This window comes from Salinibaculum sp. SYNS191 (assembly GCF_037338445.1).
Classification (GTDB): domain Archaea; phylum Halobacteriota; class Halobacteria; order Halobacteriales; family Haloarculaceae; genus Salinibaculum; species Salinibaculum marinum.
Map to the genome: position 1 here is coordinate 3,490,420 of NZ_CP147838.1, position 20,665 is coordinate 3,511,084.

The following is a 20,665-nucleotide window of genomic DNA, read 5'->3' on the forward strand; positions in this document are numbered from 1 at the left end:
CCCGGAAGACAGAGAATTATATGTCGGGCGTGGATACCCCCGGACGTAGTGGTATCCGAGCACTCTCCGTCCGGGCCGAAGCGAGGCCCCGAGGACCGCGTTCTCCTCGCCATGCGGGACGGCCAGGACCGGAACCTGCTCGCCGACTGGCTCGACTCGCTCGGCCGGTACAGCGTCCAGACGGTGGACGTCGACGACCCGCTGCCGTCGGAGTACGACCTCTGTCTGCTCGACCGCGACGCGCTCGACCGGTTCCAGACCGACCTGCTGGCTCACGACGACAGCTCAGGGTCGGTGTTTCTCCCGCACGTCCTCGTCGCTCCCGCGACCGTCGCGGACGATATCCGGCAGCGGCTGGACGACGACCTTGACGCGCTGCTGGACGACGTCTTGCCGGTCCCGATGGGGAAGTCGCTGCTCCGGCGGCGACTGGAGAATCTGCTTCGCGCGCGCCGGTCGTCGGTCGGCCTCGCCGAGCGCGAGCGGCAGTACCGCAAACTGGTCGAACTCACGCCCGAGACCATCCTCCTCGTCGACGACGGTCGCGTCCGCTACGCCAACGCGGCCGCGGAGGCGCTTCTGGACCTCGACGATCCGTCTGACCTGGAGGGCCAGCGGCTCGTCTCCTTCGTCGCTCCCGAGGACGTCACGGACTTCCGCCAGTTCATGTCGGGCGTCGGCGACTCCGACGGGGGCACCGGCGCGGAGTTCGTGGACCTCTCCTTCGAGTCGACGACCGGCCGGTCGCTGTCGGTCGCGGTGGCGGGTGTCCCCGTCATCTACGACGGCCAGTCCATGACCCAGTTGCTCGTGCGGGACCTGACAACCGAGCGCCGGCGCAAACAGCGGCTCAACCTCTTCGGCCGGGCCATGGAGGCGGCCGCACAGGGCATCACCATCGCCGACGCCGCCCAGGAGGACAACCCGCTCATCTACGCCAACCAGGGCTTCCAGCGCATCACCGGGTATCCCATGGCGGAGATACTGGGACGCAACTGCCGGTTTCTCCAGGGTGAGAACACCGACCAGGCGACCGTCGAGCGACTCCGCGCCGCTATCGACGCGAAGTCGCCGGTCTCGGTCGACATCCTGAACTACCGCAAGGACGGGACGCCGTTCTGGAACCGGCTCGACATCGTCCCCGTCGAGGACGAGGACGGCGACGTGACCCACTTCCTCGGCCTGCAGCGGGACATCACCGACCAGAAGGAGCGCGAACAGCAACTGTCCGTGCTCAACCGCGTCCTCCGGCACAACCTCCGGAACAAGATGAATATCGTCCAGGTGTACGCCGCCCAGATGCAGGACGCCACCGCTCTCGACGAGGCGGCGGAGGCGGGCACGTCGATACGTCAGGCAGCGGACGAACTGCTCGCGCTCAGCGAGCAGATTCGCAAGTTCGACTCCATCGTCGCCGCGGACGAGCGCGACCTGGAGCAGCTCGACCTCGTCACCATCGTCAGGGAGGGGCTGGGAAGCGACGGCGGGAAGCGAGACGCCGCCGTCGACCTGTCGCTGCCCGAGACGGCACCCATTCTCGGACACGAGACGCTCACGCCCGCGCTGACCGACCTGCTGGGGCTGACTGAGCGGGCCGACGACCTGCACCTGGCAATCGACGTCACCGTCGAGGATACGGCCGTGGTGCTGACGGTGACAGACCGCGGCGACACGTTCTCGCGCACCGACCTCGAAATCGTCGCGAACGAGGTCGAGACGCCCCTGGAGCACCTCCAGCGCCTCGAACTGTGGCTCCTTCGCTGGGCCGTCGAGGAGTCCCACGGCGAGTTCACGGTCGACGCCGCGGGCGAGAACCCGTCGCTCACGATGCGCTTCCGGCGGGCGGACGACCGCGAGTGACGGGCCTCACCCGTCGGGGGCGACCAGGCGGTGGACGCCGCCGCCACCGTCGCCGATGCCGAGGGCGTAGAGTTCGCCCTCGTGGCGGCCGAAGGAGAGCAGTTGACTCAACTTCCCGGCGTCGCCGTCCGCGATGGGGATTGCCGCGGTCGGCCAGAGACCGTCGCCCGACTGCGGCGTCGCGACGAACAGGTCGCCGCCGGTCCGGTAGTCACCGAAGACCAACTGTCCGTCCAGCCCCGGTATCGCACTGGCGCGGTAGACGTTGCCCACGATGACCGAGATGCCGCTGACCGCGGCACCGCTGTGTGGGTACTCGACGACGGGATCCAGCAGCGGTTCCCCGCCACGGACGCTCGCGGGCGTGCTGTCCGGGCAATTGTCCGCGCCGTAGCAGTGGGTTCCCTCCTTGACGTTCCAGCCGTAGTTCCCGCCGGCGACGACGCGGTCGATCTCCTCGAAGCGGTTCTGCCCGACGTCGCCGGCGTAGAGGTCCTGCCCGTCGACGGCCAGCCGCCAGGGGTTCCGAAAGCCCCAGGCGTAGTACTCGTCCAGGCCCGGCCCGTCGACGAGCGGGTTGTCGTCGGGGATGGCGTAGGGCTGGTCGCCGTCGCTCCCGTCGACGTCGATGCGGAGGATGCTCCCCAGCAGGTTCGCCTGCACGTCCTGGCCGTTGCCGCCGCCGACGCGGTCGTACCAGTCGTCGACGTGACCCCGCCCCTGGTCGCCGCCCGCGCCGCCGTCGCCGACCCCGATGTAGAGGTAGCCATCCGCGCCGAAGACGATGGCGCCGGCGTTGTGGTTGCCCTGTGGCTCCGGGATTTCGAGGACGGTCTGCTCGGAGCCGTCGACGACCGAGCGGCCGTCCTGGGACACCTGGAACTCCGAGAGGACGAACGTGTGGCTGTAACTGTCCGGCGTCCCCTGGCGGGGCGGGCTGGAGTAGCGAACGAACAGCCGCCGGTTGGTCGCGAAGTCGGGATGCAGGGCGATGCCGAGCAGGCCCTTCTCCCCGCCGGCGGTGACCTGGTCGCGGAGGTCGAGCAGCGGTTCCGACCGGAGTCCGTCGGCCTCGTGGACGCTGACGACACCCTGCTGTTCGGCGACGTAGCGGCGGTCCGCGTCCGGCGCGAACGCGATGTCGAGGGGCGCGCGCAGGCCGCTGGCGAGCGTCTCCAGCCCGATCGCCTCCGGCAGGTCGGAGACGGTTTCGGTCGGCGTCGCGTCGGCTGTCGGCTGCCCGGTCGACTGCGAGGCAGTACAGCCGGCGAACCCGGCGGCCAGCGCGCCAGTCGCACGGAGGAAGTGGCGGCGGTCCATACGGGTTCTATCGGGCCACATCGACAAAAGCACACGGCGAGTCGACGGGGCTGTCGCGGTCGCGCCCGCGCTCTCGCAACTCCTCGTCGTCGGCAATTAGCCGTCACCGAACCGCTGAACGACCCGAACAACTATCAGGCTTGCTACAACATTGCTGAGCAATGAGTAGCAGTGGCGAGCGTGCACCGGCCGCAGAGCTCGGGTTGCTCGACGCGACGATGATAGGTATGGGGGCGATGATAGGGGCAGGGATCTTCGTGCTGACGGGCCTCGCGGCCGAAATCGCGGGCCCGGCCGCACTTCTCGTATTTCTGCTCAACGGCGTCGTCACGGCCTTCACCGGGCTCTCGTACGCCGAACTCGCCTCTGCGATACCGAAGTCCGGCGGGGGCTACGCCTTCGTCCGGGAGATCTTCGCCGACCTGCCGTCGTTCATCATGGGGTGGATGCTCTGGTTCGCGTACATGATCGCGGGCGCGCTGTACGCGCTCGGGTTCGCCCCGAACTTCCTGGAACTGCTGCACGTCTACGAGTTCGTCCCACCGCCGGACCAGGTCGGCGCAGTCGCCGTGCCGCTCCTGCCGCTGGACATCCCGGCGACGGTCGGCCTCGCGCTCGTCGCCGTCGCGCTGCTGGTCGTGCTCAACGCCGTGTCGACGGCCGCCAGCGGGAGCGCCGAGACCATCTTCACCGCGACGAAGGTCATCATCCTGCTGGTCTTCGTCGCCTTCGGCTTCCTCTCGGCCGGCGGCGGCGGGGAGACGAGTTTCACCCTCCAGCAGTTCGACCCGCTGTTCGCCGAGGGCAACGGTGCCTTCGCCATCCTCTCGGCGATGGGGCTGACCTTCATCGCCTTCGAGGGGTACGACCTCATCACCACGGTCACCGAGGAGGTGGAGAACCCCCGCGAGAACATCCCGAAGGCAATCTTCATCAGCCTCGCCGCCACCGTCGTCGTCTACCTGCTGGTGGTCACCGTCGCCATCGGCACCCTCGGCGCGCCCGGACTCGCCGACGCGGGCGAAGCGGGCATCGCCGCCGCGGCCACCTCCTTCATGCCGACGGGGCTGCCCATCATCCAGAACGGCGGCGCGCTCATCGTCTTCGGGGCCGTCTTCTCGACGCTGACGGCACTGAACGCCGTCGTCATCGCGTCCTCGCGGGTGGCCTTCTCGATGGGGCGGGAGGGGCAACTGCTCCCGCGCTTTGGCAACATCCACCACCGCTACGGGACGCCCTTTGTCGCGATTCTGGCGAGCGCCGTCGTGATGCTGGCGTCGGTGGTCCTGCCGACCCAGAGCGCCGGCAACATGTCGAGCCTGTTCTTCCTGCTGTCCTTCATCATCGTCAACGGCGCGGTCATCAAACTCCGCCGGGAGCGCCCGGACATGAACCGGCCGTACAAGATGCCGTACTACCCGATTCCCGCCGTGCTCGGCATCGTGTTGAACGGTGTGCTGACGGTGGTGCTCATCTTCTTCCTCATTCAGGAGGACCCGCTGGCGCTCCTCCTGTCGGCGGGCTGGATCGTGGCGGGCGTGGTCGCGTACTACGGGTTGCAGGTGGTGACGGGCCAGGAGGCCCCGGACAGTGCCGAGACGGACACTACTATTTCACAGGAGGTTGATGATTGACCCATGACAGGGACCTTTCGGGTCGTCATCGCTGGCGGCGGCCGGGTGGGGTACCGGACGGCGGAACTGCTCGACGACCGCGGCCACGACGTCGTCATCATCGAACCGGACCCGGAGCGGGCCGACCAGATAAGCGACGAGTACGTCGCCACTGTCTTCAAGGGCGACGCGACGCGACCGACCGTCCTCGCCCAGACCGACCTGGAGCGGGCGGACGTGGTCGCCGGTCTGACCCGGACCACGGGGACGAACCTGGCGGTCTGCATGATGGCCCACCAGATGACCGACGGCATCCAGACGGTCGTCCGCACCGAGACCGAACCCGAACAGGAGTTCGAGCAGTTCGTCGATGCTGTGGTGTACCCGGAACGCGCAGGCGCACGCGCGGCGGCGAACGCCATCGAACCCGACGTGAGTTCTCTGGAGGACGTGACCGGCGAACTCGACATCATGCAGATTCGCGTCCGCGAGGACGCGCCGGTCGCCGGGCGCACGCTCTCCGATATCGCGCTCCCGCGCGGAAGCCTCATTATCTCCGACGCGGCGGGCGACCGCATGGCCGGCCCGGAGACGGTGCTGGAACCCGGGCAGACCTACGTCGTCGCCGTCGAACCCGACGTGGCCGACGAGGTCATGAACCTGATGCGTGGGTGAGCGTGCGCACGACTGCCACTCCGTCCGTGGACGAAAGCCCTAATGGGTCCGGGGGGCCGAGAGAGGGATAATGGGGCTCGAAGAGGACATCCGGGAACTCGAAGAAGAAATCGCGGAGACGCCCTACAACAAGTCGACGGAGGCCCACATCGGTCGCCTGAAGGCCAAACTCGCCGAGAAGAAGGAGGAACTGGAGAAAAAGCAGTCCTCCTCGGGCGGCGGCCAGGGCTACGCCGTCGAGAAACACGGCGACGCCACCGTCGCGCTCGTCGGCTTCCCCAGCGCCGGCAAGTCCACGCTTTTGAACGCGCTGACCAACGCCGACAGCGAGACCGGGTCCTACGAGTTCACGACGCTGGACGTCAACCCCGGGATGCTCCAGTACCGCGGCGCGAACATCCAGATGCTCGACGTGCCCGGCCTCATCGAGGGTGCCGCGGGCGGGCGCGGCGGCGGCCAGGAGGTTCTCTCCGTGGTCCGCACCGCTGACCTCGTCGTCTTCGTCCTCTCCGTCTTCGAGATTCAGCAGTACGAGCGCCTCCACGAGGAACTCTACAAGAACGGCATCCGCCTCGACCAGCAGCCCCCGCGCGTCTCGATTCGCAAGAAGCACAAGGACGGCATCAGCGTCACGTCCAGCGTCGACCTCGACCTCGACGAGGAGACCATCACGGACGTCCTGCGCGAGCGCGGGTACGTCAACGCCGACGTGACCATCGGCGAACAGCTGGACATCGACCGCCTCATCGACGGCGTGATGGCCAACCGCGTTTACATCCCGTCGCTGGTGTCGGTCAACAAGGTCGACCTCATCGAACGGGACTACCTGCCCACCGTCGAGGGCGACCTCCGCGAGCACAACCTCGACCCCGAGGAGGCCATCTTCATCAGCGCCGAGGAGGAGAAGGGCCTGGACTCGCTGCGGGAGGCCATCTGGGCGGAACTCGGGCTCATCCGTATCTACATGGACAAGCCCGGCCGCGGCGTCGACTACGAGGAACCGCTCATGCTCCGCGAGGGCGACACCGTCGAGGACGCCTGCGAGAAACTCGGCGGCGAGTTCACGGAGCGCTTTCGCTTCGCCCGCGTCACCGGCCCGAGCGCCAAACACGACGAACAGCAGGTCGGGATGGGCCACGAACTCGCCGACGAGGACGTGCTGCGCATCGTCCGCCGGAAGTAAGACGCAGGATTGACCTCCCGTCGCTCCGACGATAGCGCATGGACGCCCCGCGCCGCAGACTGCTCGCCATCCTCGCGCTCTTCGTCGTCCCCTGGACGTTCGTCGACACCGGTGGACAGCCCACGCTCGTCTTCCCTTTCGGCTTCGTCACCTTCGGCCCGCTCGTCGTGGAGGACGTCGTCTCCTACGTCACCGTCGACACCTTCGGCCTGCCGCAGTTCCTGCTGGCCTGGCCCGTCGGCGTCGGCGTCTACCTGCTCGCCGTCGCGAGCGCGCTGTCGGGGGTCCTCCTCGGCCGCGAGGACCGTCGCGTGACCGCGCTGTTGCTCGTCCTCGTCGCGCTGACGCAGGTCCGGATGTCGCTGGGATTCGCCCAGCGCTTTGGCACCGTCGCGGTTCCCATCGGCGTCGTCCTCATCCTGGCCGTCGTCTGGTGGTACGACTGGCCCACGCTCAGGAACGCCCTCCCGGCGAGTCGCTGACTCGATGGCAGCACGCTTTTCGCCCGTCGGTCCGATAGTCGGCCTGCATGAACGCGACACTCGACCACACGATGATGCGCGTCGAAGACCTCGACGAGTCCCTTGAGTGGTACACCACGCACCTCGACTACGAGGAGAAGGGCCGCTGGGAGGCCGACACCTTCACCAACGTCTTCCTCGGCCCGGAGGACGTCCACGACGAGGGCGCACTGCTGGAACTCACGTACAACCACGACGGGCGCACGTACGACATGGGCGACGCCTGGGGCCACATCGCCGTCCGCGTCGAGGACGTCCACGACGCCTACTACGAACTGATGGACGAGGGCGTCGAGGACTACCGCCGACCGGAGGACAACCCCGGCTACGCCTTCGTCAAGGACCCCGACGGCCACGAGGTGGAAATCGTCGAGCGCGACCACGGGGCCCGCTGGAGCCTCGACCACACGATGATTCGCGTGGAAGACGCCGACGAGTCGCTGGGCTGGTGGACGCGCAAGCTGGAGTACGAACACACCGGCCGCTGGGAGGCGGACACCTTCGCCAACTACTTCGTGAAACCCGAGGGAGCCGCCGAGGAGGCGATGGCGGTCGAACTCACGTACAACTACGACGGGCGCACGTACGACATGGGCGACGCCTGGGGCCACCTGGCCGTCCGGACCAGTGACCTCCAGGAGGGCTGGGAGACGCTGATGACCCGCGAGGCCGAGGACTACCGTGACCCGGAGAGTTGCGGGAACAACTACGCGTTCACGAAGGACCCCGACGGCCACGAGGTCGAGGTCGTCGAGCGGTAAGCGAAGGCTTTCCCGTTCCGACACGTCATTCCGCCGAGAGACGGCCTTTAGGACCGGCTTACCGGACGTTTCGGTCGGGTAGAACTGGCTTACCGAAACGACGGTCGCGTGGCGCGTAACCAACCGGCCACTAACCCTCCGCTAACACAAAGCATTTATAGGCCTGTCAGCTCTTCGTCAGACGTTCTCGGCTCCGTCGCGATTTTCCGGAAAATCGGGCTGAGAGGCCGGTCTGTGGACGTGGGGCTCTATGTCATCCCTCGTACGCGACCACAAAACATTTAATACAAGCGTACAAGCCTTACACCGTACCCCTGCCCATGGTGATAGTAGCGAGTACTCCGGCGCTGTCGACGGCGGTGCGGTGTTGGCGCAGACGAGACCGGCCGAAAGCTGCTGTCGCCGCAGATAACAACCATAACAAACTATGACAGGAAATTCAGACAAACTTCGCAGCCTGTTCCTGGCTGCGCTGATGGTATTCAGCGTCTTCGCTGGTACTGTTGCGCTTACAGGAACAACCGCTGCAGCCGGAAATAATCCGGTAGTCGAGAAGGCGACCCACTATACGGATACTAGTGATAACGCCGTTCTCGAGCTTGCGTTCGACGAAACGATTAGTAGTACAGGTCAAGTGTATGTTGGCTTTGAGGACGGAACCGAAACTGAAGTCACATCCGATATAGTCGGTAGCGGTACCGGTGACGCACAGGTCGTTGTTGACACGAGCGATTTCTTCCGTAACGCGCAGAACGTGACGGTCAAGAACTTCGAAGACAACACCGAGAACTCGACTTACGACGTCCGGGTTGTGCCCACCACAGTCGATGCAAACGCTTCGTCCGTTACGCAGCAGAACGTCTACCGCGGCGGACTGATCGCTGTGGACTACGGCAGCATCGCCACTGACGTCGAAGTCAACGAAGTTGATGGCACTTACTTCTTCGACGGTAGCACCGGCACCGGTAGCCAGGTGTTCGTCTTCAACACCGAGAACCGCGACCTCGGTGACTACAACTTCAGCACGACCACCAACGCTCCTGTAAACGCTACTGTCACGCTACGCGACCTGGCTCTGGACATCGAGGCAGACTCCGCCAGTGTCGATAACGACAGTACGCTGAGCGCGACCGCCAGCGCCAACGCTGGTGACCGCGGCGTTACTTACACCCTGCTGGACTCCGATGGCGATTCCGTCGCCACGATCGGTGACCAGCTCGACGGTTCTGGCGAAGGTACTGTCGAGTTCAGTTCGCAGGATCCTGGTGACTACACCATCGAGGTGGAAGACAACTCCTCGGGTGCGTCCGCCGAAACGGATACTATCACGGTTAATGAGCCGCTCGAGGCTGACGCTCTGTTCACGACCCGTTCGTACAGTGTCACCCGCGGTGACATCGCGGAAATCGACGTCACCGTCGCCGAGGGTGAAACGGCAACCATGCGGATTGGAAGTCCCGACGCAGGTTACGACGCTCTCGTCACGGCGACCGACGCCGACGAAGACGGTGAAATCACGATCGAGTGGAATACGTTCCTAGCAGGTTCTACCAACGAGTTCAGTGTTGCTGGCGATGACACTCCCGTTAATGTCAACGTCACTAACAGTGCGCTCGGTGGTAACTCTGCCAGCGTCATCCAGAACGGTCGCTACGACCTGGAACTGGTCAACGGTGAAGAGACGTCTAACAGCAACTTCACCGATGCGGACCGGACCAGCCGTGCCCGCATCAGTGTCACCCAGCGCGACACGACCGCACTGCGGACGTGGACCGCGCCCGATGGCGCAGCAGCTGACCTCGAAAACGCCAGCGACGTGCTGGCCGCCGTGCAGGCCGGAGTCATTACGCAGGACTCGTCGGCAGCCGTGACTAACGGCAACGACGAGTTCATCCTGCAGCTCGAATCGAGTGGCCTCGAAGGCTACGTCGCCTCGCAGCCTGAAACTGACCCGGCCGATCAGTTCTTCGGCGCGGAGAACATCAGCGTCACCGCGACGGAACTGAACCCTGGTCGGAACACGGCACCCGACGAGTTCAAGCTCGGTCCTGATAACACGACGCTCATCCCCGACTTCGACGACGGGACGCACTACCTCGTGGTCGACACGAGCGCCGCTGGACTCTCCGATGGCGATGAGTTCGACTTCCAGTTCACACTGGAAGCGGACCAGAATGGTGAATTCGACTACGGTCTCGTTGCGCCCGAGGACGGCGAGTTCTCGAACGAGACTGCATCCGCGAGTGCCTCGTTCGTTGCGGGTGAGGTCACTATCGACACCCCCATCGAAGTTGGTGCTGCTGCGGATCAGACGGTGACTGGCACGTCGACGTTCGCGACTGGTACCAACGTCTCCGTTGAGGCCAGCTCGAACGACGATGCTGTCAGCCCGTACATCATCCCGGGAGACACGGAAGCCGAAGTGACCGAGGACGGTACGTGGAGTACCACCCTCAACTTCTCCAGCGAGGAGGCCAACACTGGCACCGGCTTCACGCTCCTTGCCGCAGCCAACGACGCTTCGACAACCGAGGACGGAACTATTGCTGGTGAGCCGACGGTCAACGACCTGACCTTCAACGACCAGTCCTCGACTGGTGACACGGTCGTTGTCGCCAACGCCAACTTCTCGGCCGGTGGCTTCGTTGCGATCCACCTGTCCGAAGATGGCACTGCAGGCGACGTCATCGGTCACTCCGGCTACCTCGAAGCCAACACCGACAACCGCGTCGCAATCGTTCTGGACCAGCCGATCAGCGAGAACCAGGAGCTGATCGCCATGGCCCACCAGGACACCAACAACAACCAGGTGTACGACTTCCCCGGTGCGGACGGGCCGTACACTGACGACGCTGGTGACGCTGTCGTCTCGGCCGCCCAGATCAGCGGCCTCGGCGGCGGCGCAACCGCAACGGCGACGCCCGGCGACGACCCGACGGCAACCGCCACGCCGACTGAGACGGCAACCGAAACGGCAACTGAGACGGCAACCGAAACGGCAACCGAAACCGAAACCGCGACCGAAACTGACGAGGGCACCGCAACGTCCACGCCCGGTCAGGACGGTCCCGGCTTCGGCGTCATCGTCTCCGTGCTCGCCCTGCTCGCCGCGGCACTGCTGGCAGCCCGCCGCAACGAGTAAGTGAGCTACTAACCACCGGATTCACGTCCGGCCCTTCGACACTCGCACTTTCTTTCGGACGCTACACCACACAGCGACAGCGCTCCGGACGTCACTAACGACAAGACATATAGCGGTCATCGTCCTACTCGGGACAGATGCTCGACCAGCTCGTGTCGACACTCGGGAACTTCTCCACGCCACTCGGCTGGGCCGCGATCTCGCTCTTTCTGCTGGGGACGATTGCGGAGTGGTACGACCGCGACCGGGCGCGGCCGGTGATGGTCGTCGCGTGGGGGCTGTTCGGGCTGTTCTGGTTCACGCTCATCCCGCATTTCATCATCGACAAGAAGAGCTTCGTCGAGGGTATCGGCAGCATCGTCGCGGTGCCGCTGTCGCTGTACGTCGCCGTGTTGCTCTGGCGCGGCCGCGACTCGCTGTTCACGTTCTCCCGTGCCGTCGCGGTCATGGGGCTGGTCTACGTGCCCTTCGTCACCGTTCCGGTGTTGCGACAGACGCTCATCGAGATGGTCACCGACCAGACCGCGGTTCTGATAAACCTCGTCGGCTTCGACCCGGGCATCGCGACGGGGATGGAGACCGTCGGGCCGGACGGCACCGTCTACTCGATTACGGGCAAGACATACCCCTACGAGAGCACGTTCGTCTTCGACGCGACCTCGGTCCCCTGGATAGAGCAGTCCATCGTCACCTACACCATCGCAATCGCGTGCACGGGTATCGGCAGCATGGCGATTTTTGTCGGGCTCATCGCGGCCGTCCGGGCACCAATGGACCGCAAACTCCGCGCCTTCGCCGTCTCGATTCCAGTCATCTACGTCCTGAATCTGGTCCGGAACGTCTTCATCGGGGTGACGTTCGGCAAGCAGATGACCAACGTCTTCCCGGACGTCGTCATGGGACTGTTCTCGTTAGAGGAGCAGTGGCAGGTGTCCTACATCGTCTCCGACCGCATCCTCGCACAGAGCATGTCCGTCGTCGCGCTGGTGGTCATCACGTGGCTGGTCGTCCGGGAACTCCCCGAGGTCCTGACGGTCATCGAGGACCTGGTCTACGTCCTCACGGGGAAGGAGTACGACCTGCAGGACGCGCTCGGTATCGATCACCCTGACGGTGAGTCCAGCCAGCCGAGCTAGCGGGTTAGGAGAGACTGCCCGGCGGTGCCCCGGCCAGCGAGACGAGCGCGTCGCGTTCCAGCGGGTGGCACTCGCCGGGGAGCACGAGCAGGTGCAGCGGCGGCCCGAAGGAGCCATCGGCGAGTGCACCCAGTCGGTCCGCGACGACGGTCGGATCATCACTGCCGGCCTGTCCGACGACGACGCCGACCCGTTCGAGGCCCGCATCGCCGAGCAATCGGGCGGCGTGGTCGGCGGTCATGTAGTCCTCGTTCTCGCGGTCGATGTCCAGGTAGACGAGCGTGTGCAGGTCGCGCTCGGTGTTCTCGTCGATGGTCGCCAGCACGCTGTCGGGGACGCCCTCGCCGCCGTGGGACCGTTCGAAGGGCAGCGTTGTCGCCTTCCCGAACCGGTAGTTCTGGAGGCCAGTGAGTGAGCTGGCAGCGGTCTGTGCGGTCGTGCCGTGGACGACGCGGGTGTCGATGCCGCGGTCGGCGGCCCGGAGTCGCAGGTCGACGTGCGTCGTCGATATCATCGGGTCCCCCGCGGTCAGGAAGACGGCATCGCCGGTCTCCCCCGCTCGGAGAATCGGCTCCGGGTCCTGTTCGACGCCCGTCCGGTCGCGGATCTCGATGTCGACGTCGTGTGCGCGTTCCACGTTCTCGACGGTGGTGCCGGCGAGGTAGCTGGTGTAGAACTCGGCGAAGACGCTGTCTGCGGCCCGGATGGCGTCCCGACCGCGGAGCGTGACCGACCGCTCGTCGTAGAGGCCGAGGCCGACGAAGGTGAGCATACCACCACTTCCGCAGTCGTCTGCATAAACGCCGCGAAAGACCGAACGTCAGGCTTACCGCCGCCGGTCGCACAGAAGCGAGTATGTCGGTACCGTGTGTTCGTGTCGCGCGCGAGGACGGCGAGGCCGTCCGGGCGCGTCTCGCAGAACGAGATATCGTCGACGACGCGCACGAAATCGCCGTCGAGGAGGGATACCTGTACATCCCGGTGACCGACCCGAGGGCTGTCCCCGACGAGTACGACGTCCGCACCCGGGACCTCCCGCAGCGCGACCGGCAGACGATGCCCGCCGAACTGGTGGACTTTGCACCCTCCTACGAGCGCATCGGTGACGTGGTCGTCGTCGACGAGGACGACACCGAACGTGCCCGCGCGCTCGCAGATGCCATCGCCGAGTCTGCACTGCCCGCGCGGACGGTACTCAACCGCGCCTCGAAGATACGGGGGACCGAGCGCGTCCGCGACTGGGAGGTGCTCGTCGGCGAGGGGCCGGACGCGACGGAGACGGTCCACCGCGAGTACGGCTGTGAGTTCGCGGTCGACCTCGCCGAGGTGTACTTCTCGCCGCGGCTGGCGACCGAGCGCCACCGCGTCGTCGAGCAGGTGGGGGCCGGCGAGCACGTCTTCGACATGTTCGCCGGCGTCGGCCCCTCCGTCGTGCCCGCGGCCAGGCGGGGCGCGACGGCGGTCGGCGTCGACATCAACGGGACGGCAATCGAGTACCTGCGCGAGAACGCGCGTCGCAACGGCGTTGCCGACCACGTGACAGCTATCCACGGCGACGTTCGCGAGGTTGCCGCGGACTGGGCGGACTGGGCGGATCGAATCGTCATGAACCTCCCACACTCCGCGGACGAGTTCCTGGCGAGCGCGCTCACGCTGGCCGGTGACTCCTGCGTGCTGCACTACTACGACATCCAGCACGAGGACGACCCGTACGGACCGGGGGAGGCCGCGATTCGCGCGGCGGCCGAACCCGACTACGAGGTGACCGTCGAGACGCGACACACCGTCCGGTCGTACGCCCCGCACGAACTGAACGTGGTGCTCGACGTGCGACTGGACCGGGTCTGATTCGCAATTCTTATAGCGGTTATCGGCACAACGTAGTGATGCGAGCGAAGACGTGCGCCGGTGGTGAGCAATCCCGCGGAGATTGCGAGTCTCGGTGCAGGAGTGAAACGAGTGTGCCGGTGTAGCTCAGACTGGCTAGAGCGATTCCTTCGTAAGGAATAGGCCGAGGGTTCAAATCCCTCCACCGGCTTCCGGTCGACTACGTCTCCCGAATGACCTTATTCTCCTCTTGGAGACGCTTACACTGCTATATTCGCCTTAGAGACCTCTCTCGGCGAGACATTTGAATAGGTCTCACCACCCTACTTTGCCGGATACATCTGATTGAGTGACCTACGCATGGACGCCCTGTCACGGCCATACATCCTGAGCGAGATTGGCGGTCTACTCCCCTCGTCGTATGGCGACGTGCTTTCGAGGGGCGGGGTGTTATGTGAACAAGTCTCATACTTGTACATGGAGACCAATGAACTTCGATGAGTTCACCGGAGAGATACAGCACCGTCTCGAACTCCCGGGAACCGGCGAAACGGTTCGGGCGGTTCGGGCGACCCTGATGACCTTAGGCCAGCGAATTCCAGAGGGGAACGCCGAGGATCTCGCCGCCTCACTTCCGCTGGAGGTCAAGTGGTACCTCACTGGGGCTGTCCACGCGCACGGCCAGCGATTCGACTGGAAGGAGTTCGTCTCGCGTGTGAGCGATATAGAGGGAGCCGACAAGTCGGAGGCAGCCTATCACGCCCAGGTCATCATCGATCTCGTGAGTACGCTCGTCCCTCCCTCCGACCTGCAACAGCTCCGCGACCAACTCCCGGAGAGCGAAGACGAAGAGAACTGGGGCAAGCTCTTCGCCGTAGTCGATGCTGGGGGATGGGGAGACGCACAGGAGGCACAAACTGGCGGCGGGCCACAGTCAGCCGATGAAAGTAACAGCGAGTCCAGCGGAGAGAGCGGGAGTTCGTCAAATTCCTCCGACGGCGAGTAGCCACGTCCGTTTGTCACAACCAGCATGACCGGCTTCTCTCCCCGACGGCCGGAAGCGAACCAGCCGAATCCGTCCTCGATTACGCATTCCGGTTCACCTCCGGACACGAGACCGAGAGTCATATCCTCACCGTCGCTGATACCGGATGCGACAGCCGGACCCGGATGCAAAGAGAGGTTGTCGACGTTCTAGAGCGGGACGGAGAACAGATAGAGCGGGACGGAGAACAGATAGAGCGGGACGGAGAACAGATCGTAGACGGACAGCACAGCGCGCGACAGACCGCGGAATCTCTGTTGCTCCGGAGGGGATTCAGGGGGAGCCGTCTGCAACGAGTGTCGAGTACGGCAATCAGCCCGACAGCGCTCTCATCGTCAATTTCGGCCGGTACATGATGGGCGGCGTCAGTGGGGCACTCGTTCGGACCTCACCAGTTCCGCTCGTGTGGGACCGTAAACCCGGGTCAGGCGAAGGCCGACTGGCTCACTCTACCGAACAACGGAGACGAGGACAGGTGAACGCCGCATAACCGTCTCGGCGACACTCCCCAGGGGAAGGGGTGATTCGTCGTCCCGACCGTGGCTCCCCATGATTATGTGATCGATGTCGTTCCCCTCGGCGTAGTCGACGATAGCCCGCCACGGTTCGCCCGTATCGACCGCAGTGGTTATCTCCGTACCATGACTGGAAGCCAGTTCACGAGCGTCGTCCAGCACGTCGTCGGTCTCGTCCCGAGCATCGGTGTACCACGATTCGAACTGGTCTTGCGCGGGGGAGCCGTCACCGTCGTTCCACGCGTCGTGTGGCGTCATGACAGAAAGGACTGTAATCTCGGCCTCGGAGTACGTCGTCACCGCGTACTCAAGCCCCTCCAGAGACTTTGGCGAGCCGTCCACAGGGACGAGGATTTGCCGTGTCATTACTGCCTTTCAAACGACGAACGTAGAAAAGTCTACAGGCAGGTCACTCTCTAACAGACTTGCGTTGCCCACTATCGTTGCAGGTTACAGAGTCAGCGCACTGTCTCTGTCTTTGGCCGGCCCACCTGAGTGTAACTCCAAAGTACAGTCCCATTGGCTGTGGCAGCGCATACCAGCGACTCGGGGGCTGCCAGGCGACCTTAGGTGTAAAACAGTTCACAAGTGTCTGGCTCGTAGGGTCTCTCACTTCATCCGTCCAGGATTCGTTCACTGAGTCTTCGAAGACGTTTCGTGGCCGCTATCCAGGGTAACCTTCCCCGTCGCGGTGACTCTGACCCGGTAGCCGTGGTATCTGAAGCGGACTTCTGCCGACGCATCAGGGACTTCGTCCATCGCAAGTTGCGGCGCGAATAACGAGTCGAGTGCATCGGGTTCGATAGCCGCGTAGATCGGTTCGAGAGCTACCGGGTCGACACCTTCTGCTTCGGCTACAGCGTCGACGACCCGTTCGCTCAACGGTCGGTTCGAGGGTTCCTCTGTCGGCGCTGTATCAATTGTGAGGTCTGTCACGGTGGTCGGGCAAACGCGCTTCCGAAAGATAGGCGTAGTATCTGGATGCACAGCCAGCGGTCGTAACGATGGCTATCAGTCTAGCCATTGCCGTTGTTGCTCGGACCTGCCCCCACACTTCGCACGAGCTGACGTTCCAGTCGGCGAATAGACGGTCCGTGCGGGACGATACGCAGCATACTCCCGGGAACCCGCTCACTGCTCTGCAGGGCCTTCCTCGAAGAAGTACTGGAAGATTTTGCGTTGCGCCCGCCGCGTGTGACTGGTGAACGTCGGTTGGGAGATGTCGAGTATCTCCGCAATCTCGCTGGCCGTTTGCGTCCGCGGCTCTTCGAAATAGCCGTTGAAATAGGCGGTCTGGAGAACTTCGAGTTGTCGGGCAGTCAAGTTTTCGAGTGCCGCTGATCGGAACCCTTTGCTCGTCCGCTCGGGCCGCTCGCGTGTCCGCTGTGCGACGAGCGTCGCGTTAGAATATCGCTCCTGGAACGCCTCGACGAACTCTCTGACTTCGGCATCCGTCGCGAGGTCGATCGTGACCGTCGCATCCGATTCCGTCGCGTCCAGTTGTCTGAGCAGTCCGCCGTGGTCCAGCACGGTTTCGGCCAGCGAGCCACTCTCTAACTTTGCCTCGAACATGCAGACCGGGGCGTCCCCCTCAGTACATTCCGACACCACTCTGAGGTCCGTCATAGCTAATTCCCCACCGGCCTCGACAATCTCCGCCGCTCGCGCCCCACGTGTCGAGAAGAACGCACGCAGGCCGCCATCGGACCGGGGAACGAGTGTTTCGAGCGAGAACTCACACCCCGTCTTCTGTACGAGATTCACGATTCCAAGGCCCATCTCGTCCATGGCAAATTCCAGCTCCGTGAGCTCATCGCTGATGAGGGCCTTCTTACTCTCGATCGCGTTGATGGCGTAGGCGATTGTCTGCCCCAGCTCTGCCAACACCGCCTGTTCGAGTTCGTCGAACACACCCGGTTGCCCGGCGTAGATGACGAGGAGCCCATAGAGGGTCCCCTCATAGACGAGTGGAAGCGCGATGCAGGCGTGGTAGCCCCGACTGAGCGCTGGTCGTCGCCACGGTTCGAACGAGGGGTCGTCGAGGATGTTGTTGACGACCTGTGCTTCGTGGGTTCTGACTGCTTTCCCACTGGGCCCTTTTCCAGTCGGTGTCTCGTCGACGGTCACTGTGATTTCGTCGAGATAGCCTTTCTCGGCTCCGGCCGCCTCACAGGGGGTTACCTCGTCGGTCACCGAATCACGGGCCCCGATCCACGCCATCTCGTACGGTCCGACGCTGGCCAACTGCTCACAGACTGCCTCCTCAATCTCCTCGCGCGTCGAGGCCTGTACGAGGGCCTGGTCGATGTTCCGGATGGTCGTGTTAATCCGGTTGAGTCGTTCGAGCGTTGTGTTCTGCTCTTCGAGGGTCTTCTCGCGCTCGTGGAGTTGCCGCTCGCGGTCGGCGCGGGTACAGGCGGCTTCGACGGTTGCAGCGGTCGTCTCGATGAAGTCTCGCTCGATGGCAGTGAAGCCGCCGGGTGTCGTGGTCGCCGTGATGAACGCCCCCTGCTGAGCCAGGGGCACAGCGATGAGTTGCGTCACGTCGCTTCCGAAACCGTGGTCAGAGGCGTCGATAACTGCCGGTTCGTTCGAGACGAACACCTCCCAGATGGGGCTGGACGGCCCATCGTACAACGTGGCCAGCGGCAGCGTGTCCGCTGCACGTGGTGTCTGGCCTGCCGCCGTAAGCTCCCCCGTTTCTGTCTCGTACGTGGCGACGGCGGTAAGCGGTAGTTGGAGCGACTGGGTGGCGTATTTCGCGGTCAGGTCCGCAATCTCTGCCACCGTTGCAGCCTCCATCAATTCCCGACTCATGTCGTTGAGTGCGGCCAGTTGAGCCTCGCGCCGCTGTTGTTCGAGTTCGTGACTCACCCACTGACCCATCACCTCCAGGAACGTCTGTTCGGCGTCGGTGTACGGACGGTCCCGTGGTGTCGTATCACAGAACGCGAGCGTCCCGTAACATCCCGTGCCGTCCGTGACTCTTACACCGAAATAGCTCGTCAGTCCGCCGTCTGTATAGACCGGGTCGTCGTCCCACCCGAGTTCACGGACATCGGGGGCCCCGATCGGCTCGTCCTGTGCAACGGTCGCGTGACAGAACTGCCCCGGTTTCGCCTGCATCTCGGGGACGCCAACGAAGGACTCCCGGGTCGCCGGTCCGGCGACGTATTCGTTCTCGATGATATCGTCATCCGGATGATACCGCGTCAGATAGCCCTGGTCGAGGCCGAAGCGGTCACACCCGAGTTCGAGAACGCACTCCATCTTCTCCTCGAAGGAATACGCTCCGTCGGCGATAATCTCGTAGAGTTCTCGGAGAGAGCGCTCGCGGTGTTGTCGCTCTAATTCGGACTCGACCCACTGACTCATTAGATAATGAAACGTTCGCTCAGCCTCTGAGAACGGTTCGTCGCGTGGTTCGGTCGAGATAAAGAAGAATGTCCGGTCGCTACTGCTGTCCAGGTTGAGACACGCCCCGACGTACGATTGAATATTGAACTTCCGACGGACAGGGGTATCTCCCACTCCGTCTTCGACCGGGTTCGAAACACTCACTATCGTCTCTTTGTCGATGACTTCCGAACAGTACGTTTCCGAGAGGGCCAGCCTCGTCCCCGGCTGGAAGTGGTCGTGGGAATCACTCACCCGCGTAATCTCAAACAGGTCGTTTTCGGGATCGACCTGGGCAATCGCCCCCAAGTCCATCTCGAAGACGTCGCACCCCAGATCGAACAGCGCCTGCAGTTTCTCTTCGAAGTCCCGGCCTGGATCAGACGTGATATCGTACAGTTGCCGCTGGTGTTGCTGCCACTCCTGGAGCGTCATCCGCGCTTGCGTCCGGTCGCGGAGTGTCCCCAGCATCCGCTCGACGTGACGCCCAGAGTCGTCGGGACCCAGGTACTCCTCCGGCGGTGTATAATACACGTTGTTGGTAACTGTGCCGTCGTAGATGAGGTGGGGATGAGTCTGTATCACCTTCCTGATAACGTCGGGGTCGAACGCCGTCCGGTCATACTGACAGAGGCCGATACAATTCTCGTTGTCGAAGAGGCGGTTGATTTTTGCCTCGTACTCCAGGAACTGCTCCATCGTCGCGGCCTCTCCATGGAGCCACGTCGTCTCGGCAACAACCCGCAGGGCTGAGTACTCCTCCGTGGCTTCCGTAATAGCGTCGGCATAGAAGTCGACCATCTCGTCGGGGTCGAACTCTTGGGTATCGAGATACGTCTCCTCGACGCTCCGGAACGAGAGCTGGCCAGATTCGAGCGCCGCGTCGACATCCACGCCACCATCCCGGAGCGCACTCAGCAACGACTCTCTCGACAGGTCGTCGACGATGTATAGACAGCGGTCACCACGCTCTAGCCCGTGCCGGAGAAACGGGACGAGAGCCTGGAGCTGTTCTTTTTGGTTTTCGTAGACGAGTGCGAAGTGGTCACCACAGTGGTGGCAGTCCAGCGATTCGACTGGCCCATCGAACTCTGCGCTTGTTTGCAGCGCTTCGGCGCCGCTCTCGAGACTCAGGAAGTCACAATCGGTGTGCTGTGTGTTGCTCATGGATGGCTTGTGCGCCGGCGTTTGTGGCCCCGGATGCCCGCAACGGTCGCGTGTTCAGTCGGTCGGCGATGTCGTTTCACCGTCGTCCCAGTCGATAGCCGCCAGGGGAGAGTGGGAATGCGGTCTCAGTGACCGGCTCACCCGGACAGGTCTCGCTACCCCCATGCCGTTCTGGATGTTCCGTGAGGCGTAGCGGCGGACTGTTCTAAAAAGTTCTCTTGCAATCACATATGTATGGTTGCTAGTAACCCAATTTTACTGAAAGGACTATGTTATGTAGTTACTACTTCCCTTGAAAGCGACGACTTCAGCACCCCTTCTCTTAGAGCCGCTGTCTCGTCCACACCTGAGTTCTCACACCTCCGAAAACGACCGAATCCGTTCGGTCTGCATACACTATTTTGCCGACAACCTCCCGTTCGATAACCTCTGGGCGACCGTACTCACCAGCGATTCGACAGTAGCCACCTTTGGTGCAGAGTCACTCACGCCCCGCGAGAGTGT

15 protein-coding genes and 1 tRNA gene are annotated in these 20,665 nt (G+C 63.8%); 11 read left to right on the plus strand and 5 right to left on the minus strand.

Going from position 1 to position 20,665, the window contains the following annotated elements; all coding sequences use genetic code 11:
- The first annotated feature begins 48 nt into the window (after nt 1-48).
- The gene (locus tag WDJ57_RS18100; RefSeq protein WP_338902345.1) at nt 49-1,860 is read left to right on the plus strand and encodes a PAS domain-containing protein; all 1,812 of its coding nucleotides are present in this window, start codon (nt 49-51) and stop codon (nt 1,858-1,860) included.
- Between the two features lie 6 nt (nt 1,861-1,866).
- Here the strand turns inward: WDJ57_RS18100 and WDJ57_RS18105 are convergent, their stop codons facing one another.
- Nucleotides 1,867-3,180: a PQQ-dependent sugar dehydrogenase gene (locus WDJ57_RS18105; RefSeq protein ID WP_338902346.1), complete on the minus strand. Its 1,314-nt coding sequence runs from the start codon at nt 3,178-3,180 to the stop codon at nt 1,867-1,869.
- A 161-nt stretch (nt 3,181-3,341) separates the two neighbouring features.
- On the opposite strand from WDJ57_RS18105, the gene WDJ57_RS18110 reads away from it, so the two are divergent.
- From WDJ57_RS18110 to artA, 7 genes are all read left to right on the plus strand, one after another.
- Entirely contained in the window at nt 3,342-4,814 is a 1,473-nt protein-coding gene (locus tag WDJ57_RS18110; RefSeq protein WP_338902347.1) for an APC family permease, read from the plus strand.
- Between the two features lie 3 nt (nt 4,815-4,817).
- Complete coding sequence (locus tag WDJ57_RS18115) at nt 4,818-5,468, plus strand: potassium channel family protein (protein WP_338902349.1); 651 nt, start codon at nt 4,818-4,820, stop codon at nt 5,466-5,468.
- A gap of 70 nt (nt 5,469-5,538) precedes the next feature.
- Nucleotides 5,539-6,651, plus strand: coding sequence for an OBG GTPase family GTP-binding protein (locus tag WDJ57_RS18120; RefSeq protein ID WP_338902350.1), 1,113 nt, complete (start codon nt 5,539-5,541; stop codon nt 6,649-6,651).
- A gap of 38 nt (nt 6,652-6,689) precedes the next feature.
- Complete coding sequence (locus tag WDJ57_RS18125; RefSeq protein WP_338902351.1) at nt 6,690-7,133, plus strand: TIGR04206 family protein; 444 nt, start codon at nt 6,690-6,692, stop codon at nt 7,131-7,133.
- A gap of 47 nt (nt 7,134-7,180) precedes the next feature.
- Complete coding sequence (locus WDJ57_RS18130) at nt 7,181-7,933, plus strand: VOC family protein (RefSeq protein ID WP_338902352.1); 753 nt, start codon at nt 7,181-7,183, stop codon at nt 7,931-7,933.
- Between the two features lie 427 nt (nt 7,934-8,360).
- On the plus strand, nt 8,361-11,075 hold the full coding sequence (locus tag WDJ57_RS18135; RefSeq protein ID WP_338902353.1) for a DUF7282 domain-containing protein: 2,715 nt from the start codon (nt 8,361-8,363) through the stop codon (nt 11,073-11,075).
- Between the two features lie 137 nt (nt 11,076-11,212).
- Complete coding sequence (artA, locus tag WDJ57_RS18140; RefSeq protein WP_338902354.1) at nt 11,213-12,211, plus strand: archaeosortase A; 999 nt, start codon at nt 11,213-11,215, stop codon at nt 12,209-12,211.
- Between the two features lie 4 nt (nt 12,212-12,215).
- Here the strand turns inward: artA and dph5 are convergent, their stop codons facing one another.
- On the minus strand, nt 12,216-12,983 hold the full coding sequence (dph5, locus tag WDJ57_RS18145) for a diphthine synthase (protein ID WP_338902355.1): 768 nt from the start codon (nt 12,981-12,983) through the stop codon (nt 12,216-12,218).
- Between the two features lie 83 nt (nt 12,984-13,066).
- Between dph5 and WDJ57_RS18150 the strand changes: the two genes are divergently transcribed.
- From WDJ57_RS18150 to WDJ57_RS18160, 3 genes are all read left to right on the plus strand, one after another.
- A complete protein-coding gene (locus WDJ57_RS18150; RefSeq protein ID WP_338902356.1) occupies nt 13,067-14,059 on the plus strand; it encodes a class I SAM-dependent methyltransferase in 993 nt (330 codons plus the stop codon).
- Nucleotides 14,060-14,174: 115 nt separating this feature from the next.
- Nucleotides 14,175-14,249, plus strand: a tRNA-Thr gene (locus WDJ57_RS18155).
- Nucleotides 14,250-14,525: 276 nt separating this feature from the next.
- Complete coding sequence (locus WDJ57_RS18160; protein ID WP_338902357.1) at nt 14,526-15,044, plus strand: DUF2267 domain-containing protein; 519 nt, start codon at nt 14,526-14,528, stop codon at nt 15,042-15,044.
- Nucleotides 15,045-15,532: 488 nt separating this feature from the next.
- Here WDJ57_RS18160 and WDJ57_RS18165 read toward each other — a convergent pair whose 3' ends face one another.
- The 3 genes from WDJ57_RS18165 to WDJ57_RS18175 all read right to left on the minus strand — a co-directional run bounded on the left by WDJ57_RS18165 (nt 15,533) and on the right by WDJ57_RS18175 (nt 20,161).
- Nucleotides 15,533-15,964 carry a universal stress protein gene (locus WDJ57_RS18165; protein ID WP_338902358.1) on the minus strand — a complete coding sequence of 144 codons (432 nt, stop codon included), beginning with the start codon at nt 15,962-15,964 and terminating at the stop codon, nt 15,533-15,535.
- A 267-nt stretch (nt 15,965-16,231) separates the two neighbouring features.
- Nucleotides 16,232-16,534 (minus strand): HalOD1 output domain-containing protein, encoded by a 303-nt coding sequence (locus WDJ57_RS18170; RefSeq protein ID WP_338902359.1) that lies wholly within the window; start codon nt 16,532-16,534, stop codon nt 16,232-16,234.
- 195 nt (nt 16,535-16,729) lie between these two features.
- Nucleotides 16,730-20,161 (minus strand): MEDS domain-containing protein, encoded by a 3,432-nt coding sequence (locus WDJ57_RS18175; protein WP_338902361.1) that lies wholly within the window; start codon nt 20,159-20,161, stop codon nt 16,730-16,732.
- Nucleotides 20,162-20,665 lie beyond the last annotated feature (504 nt).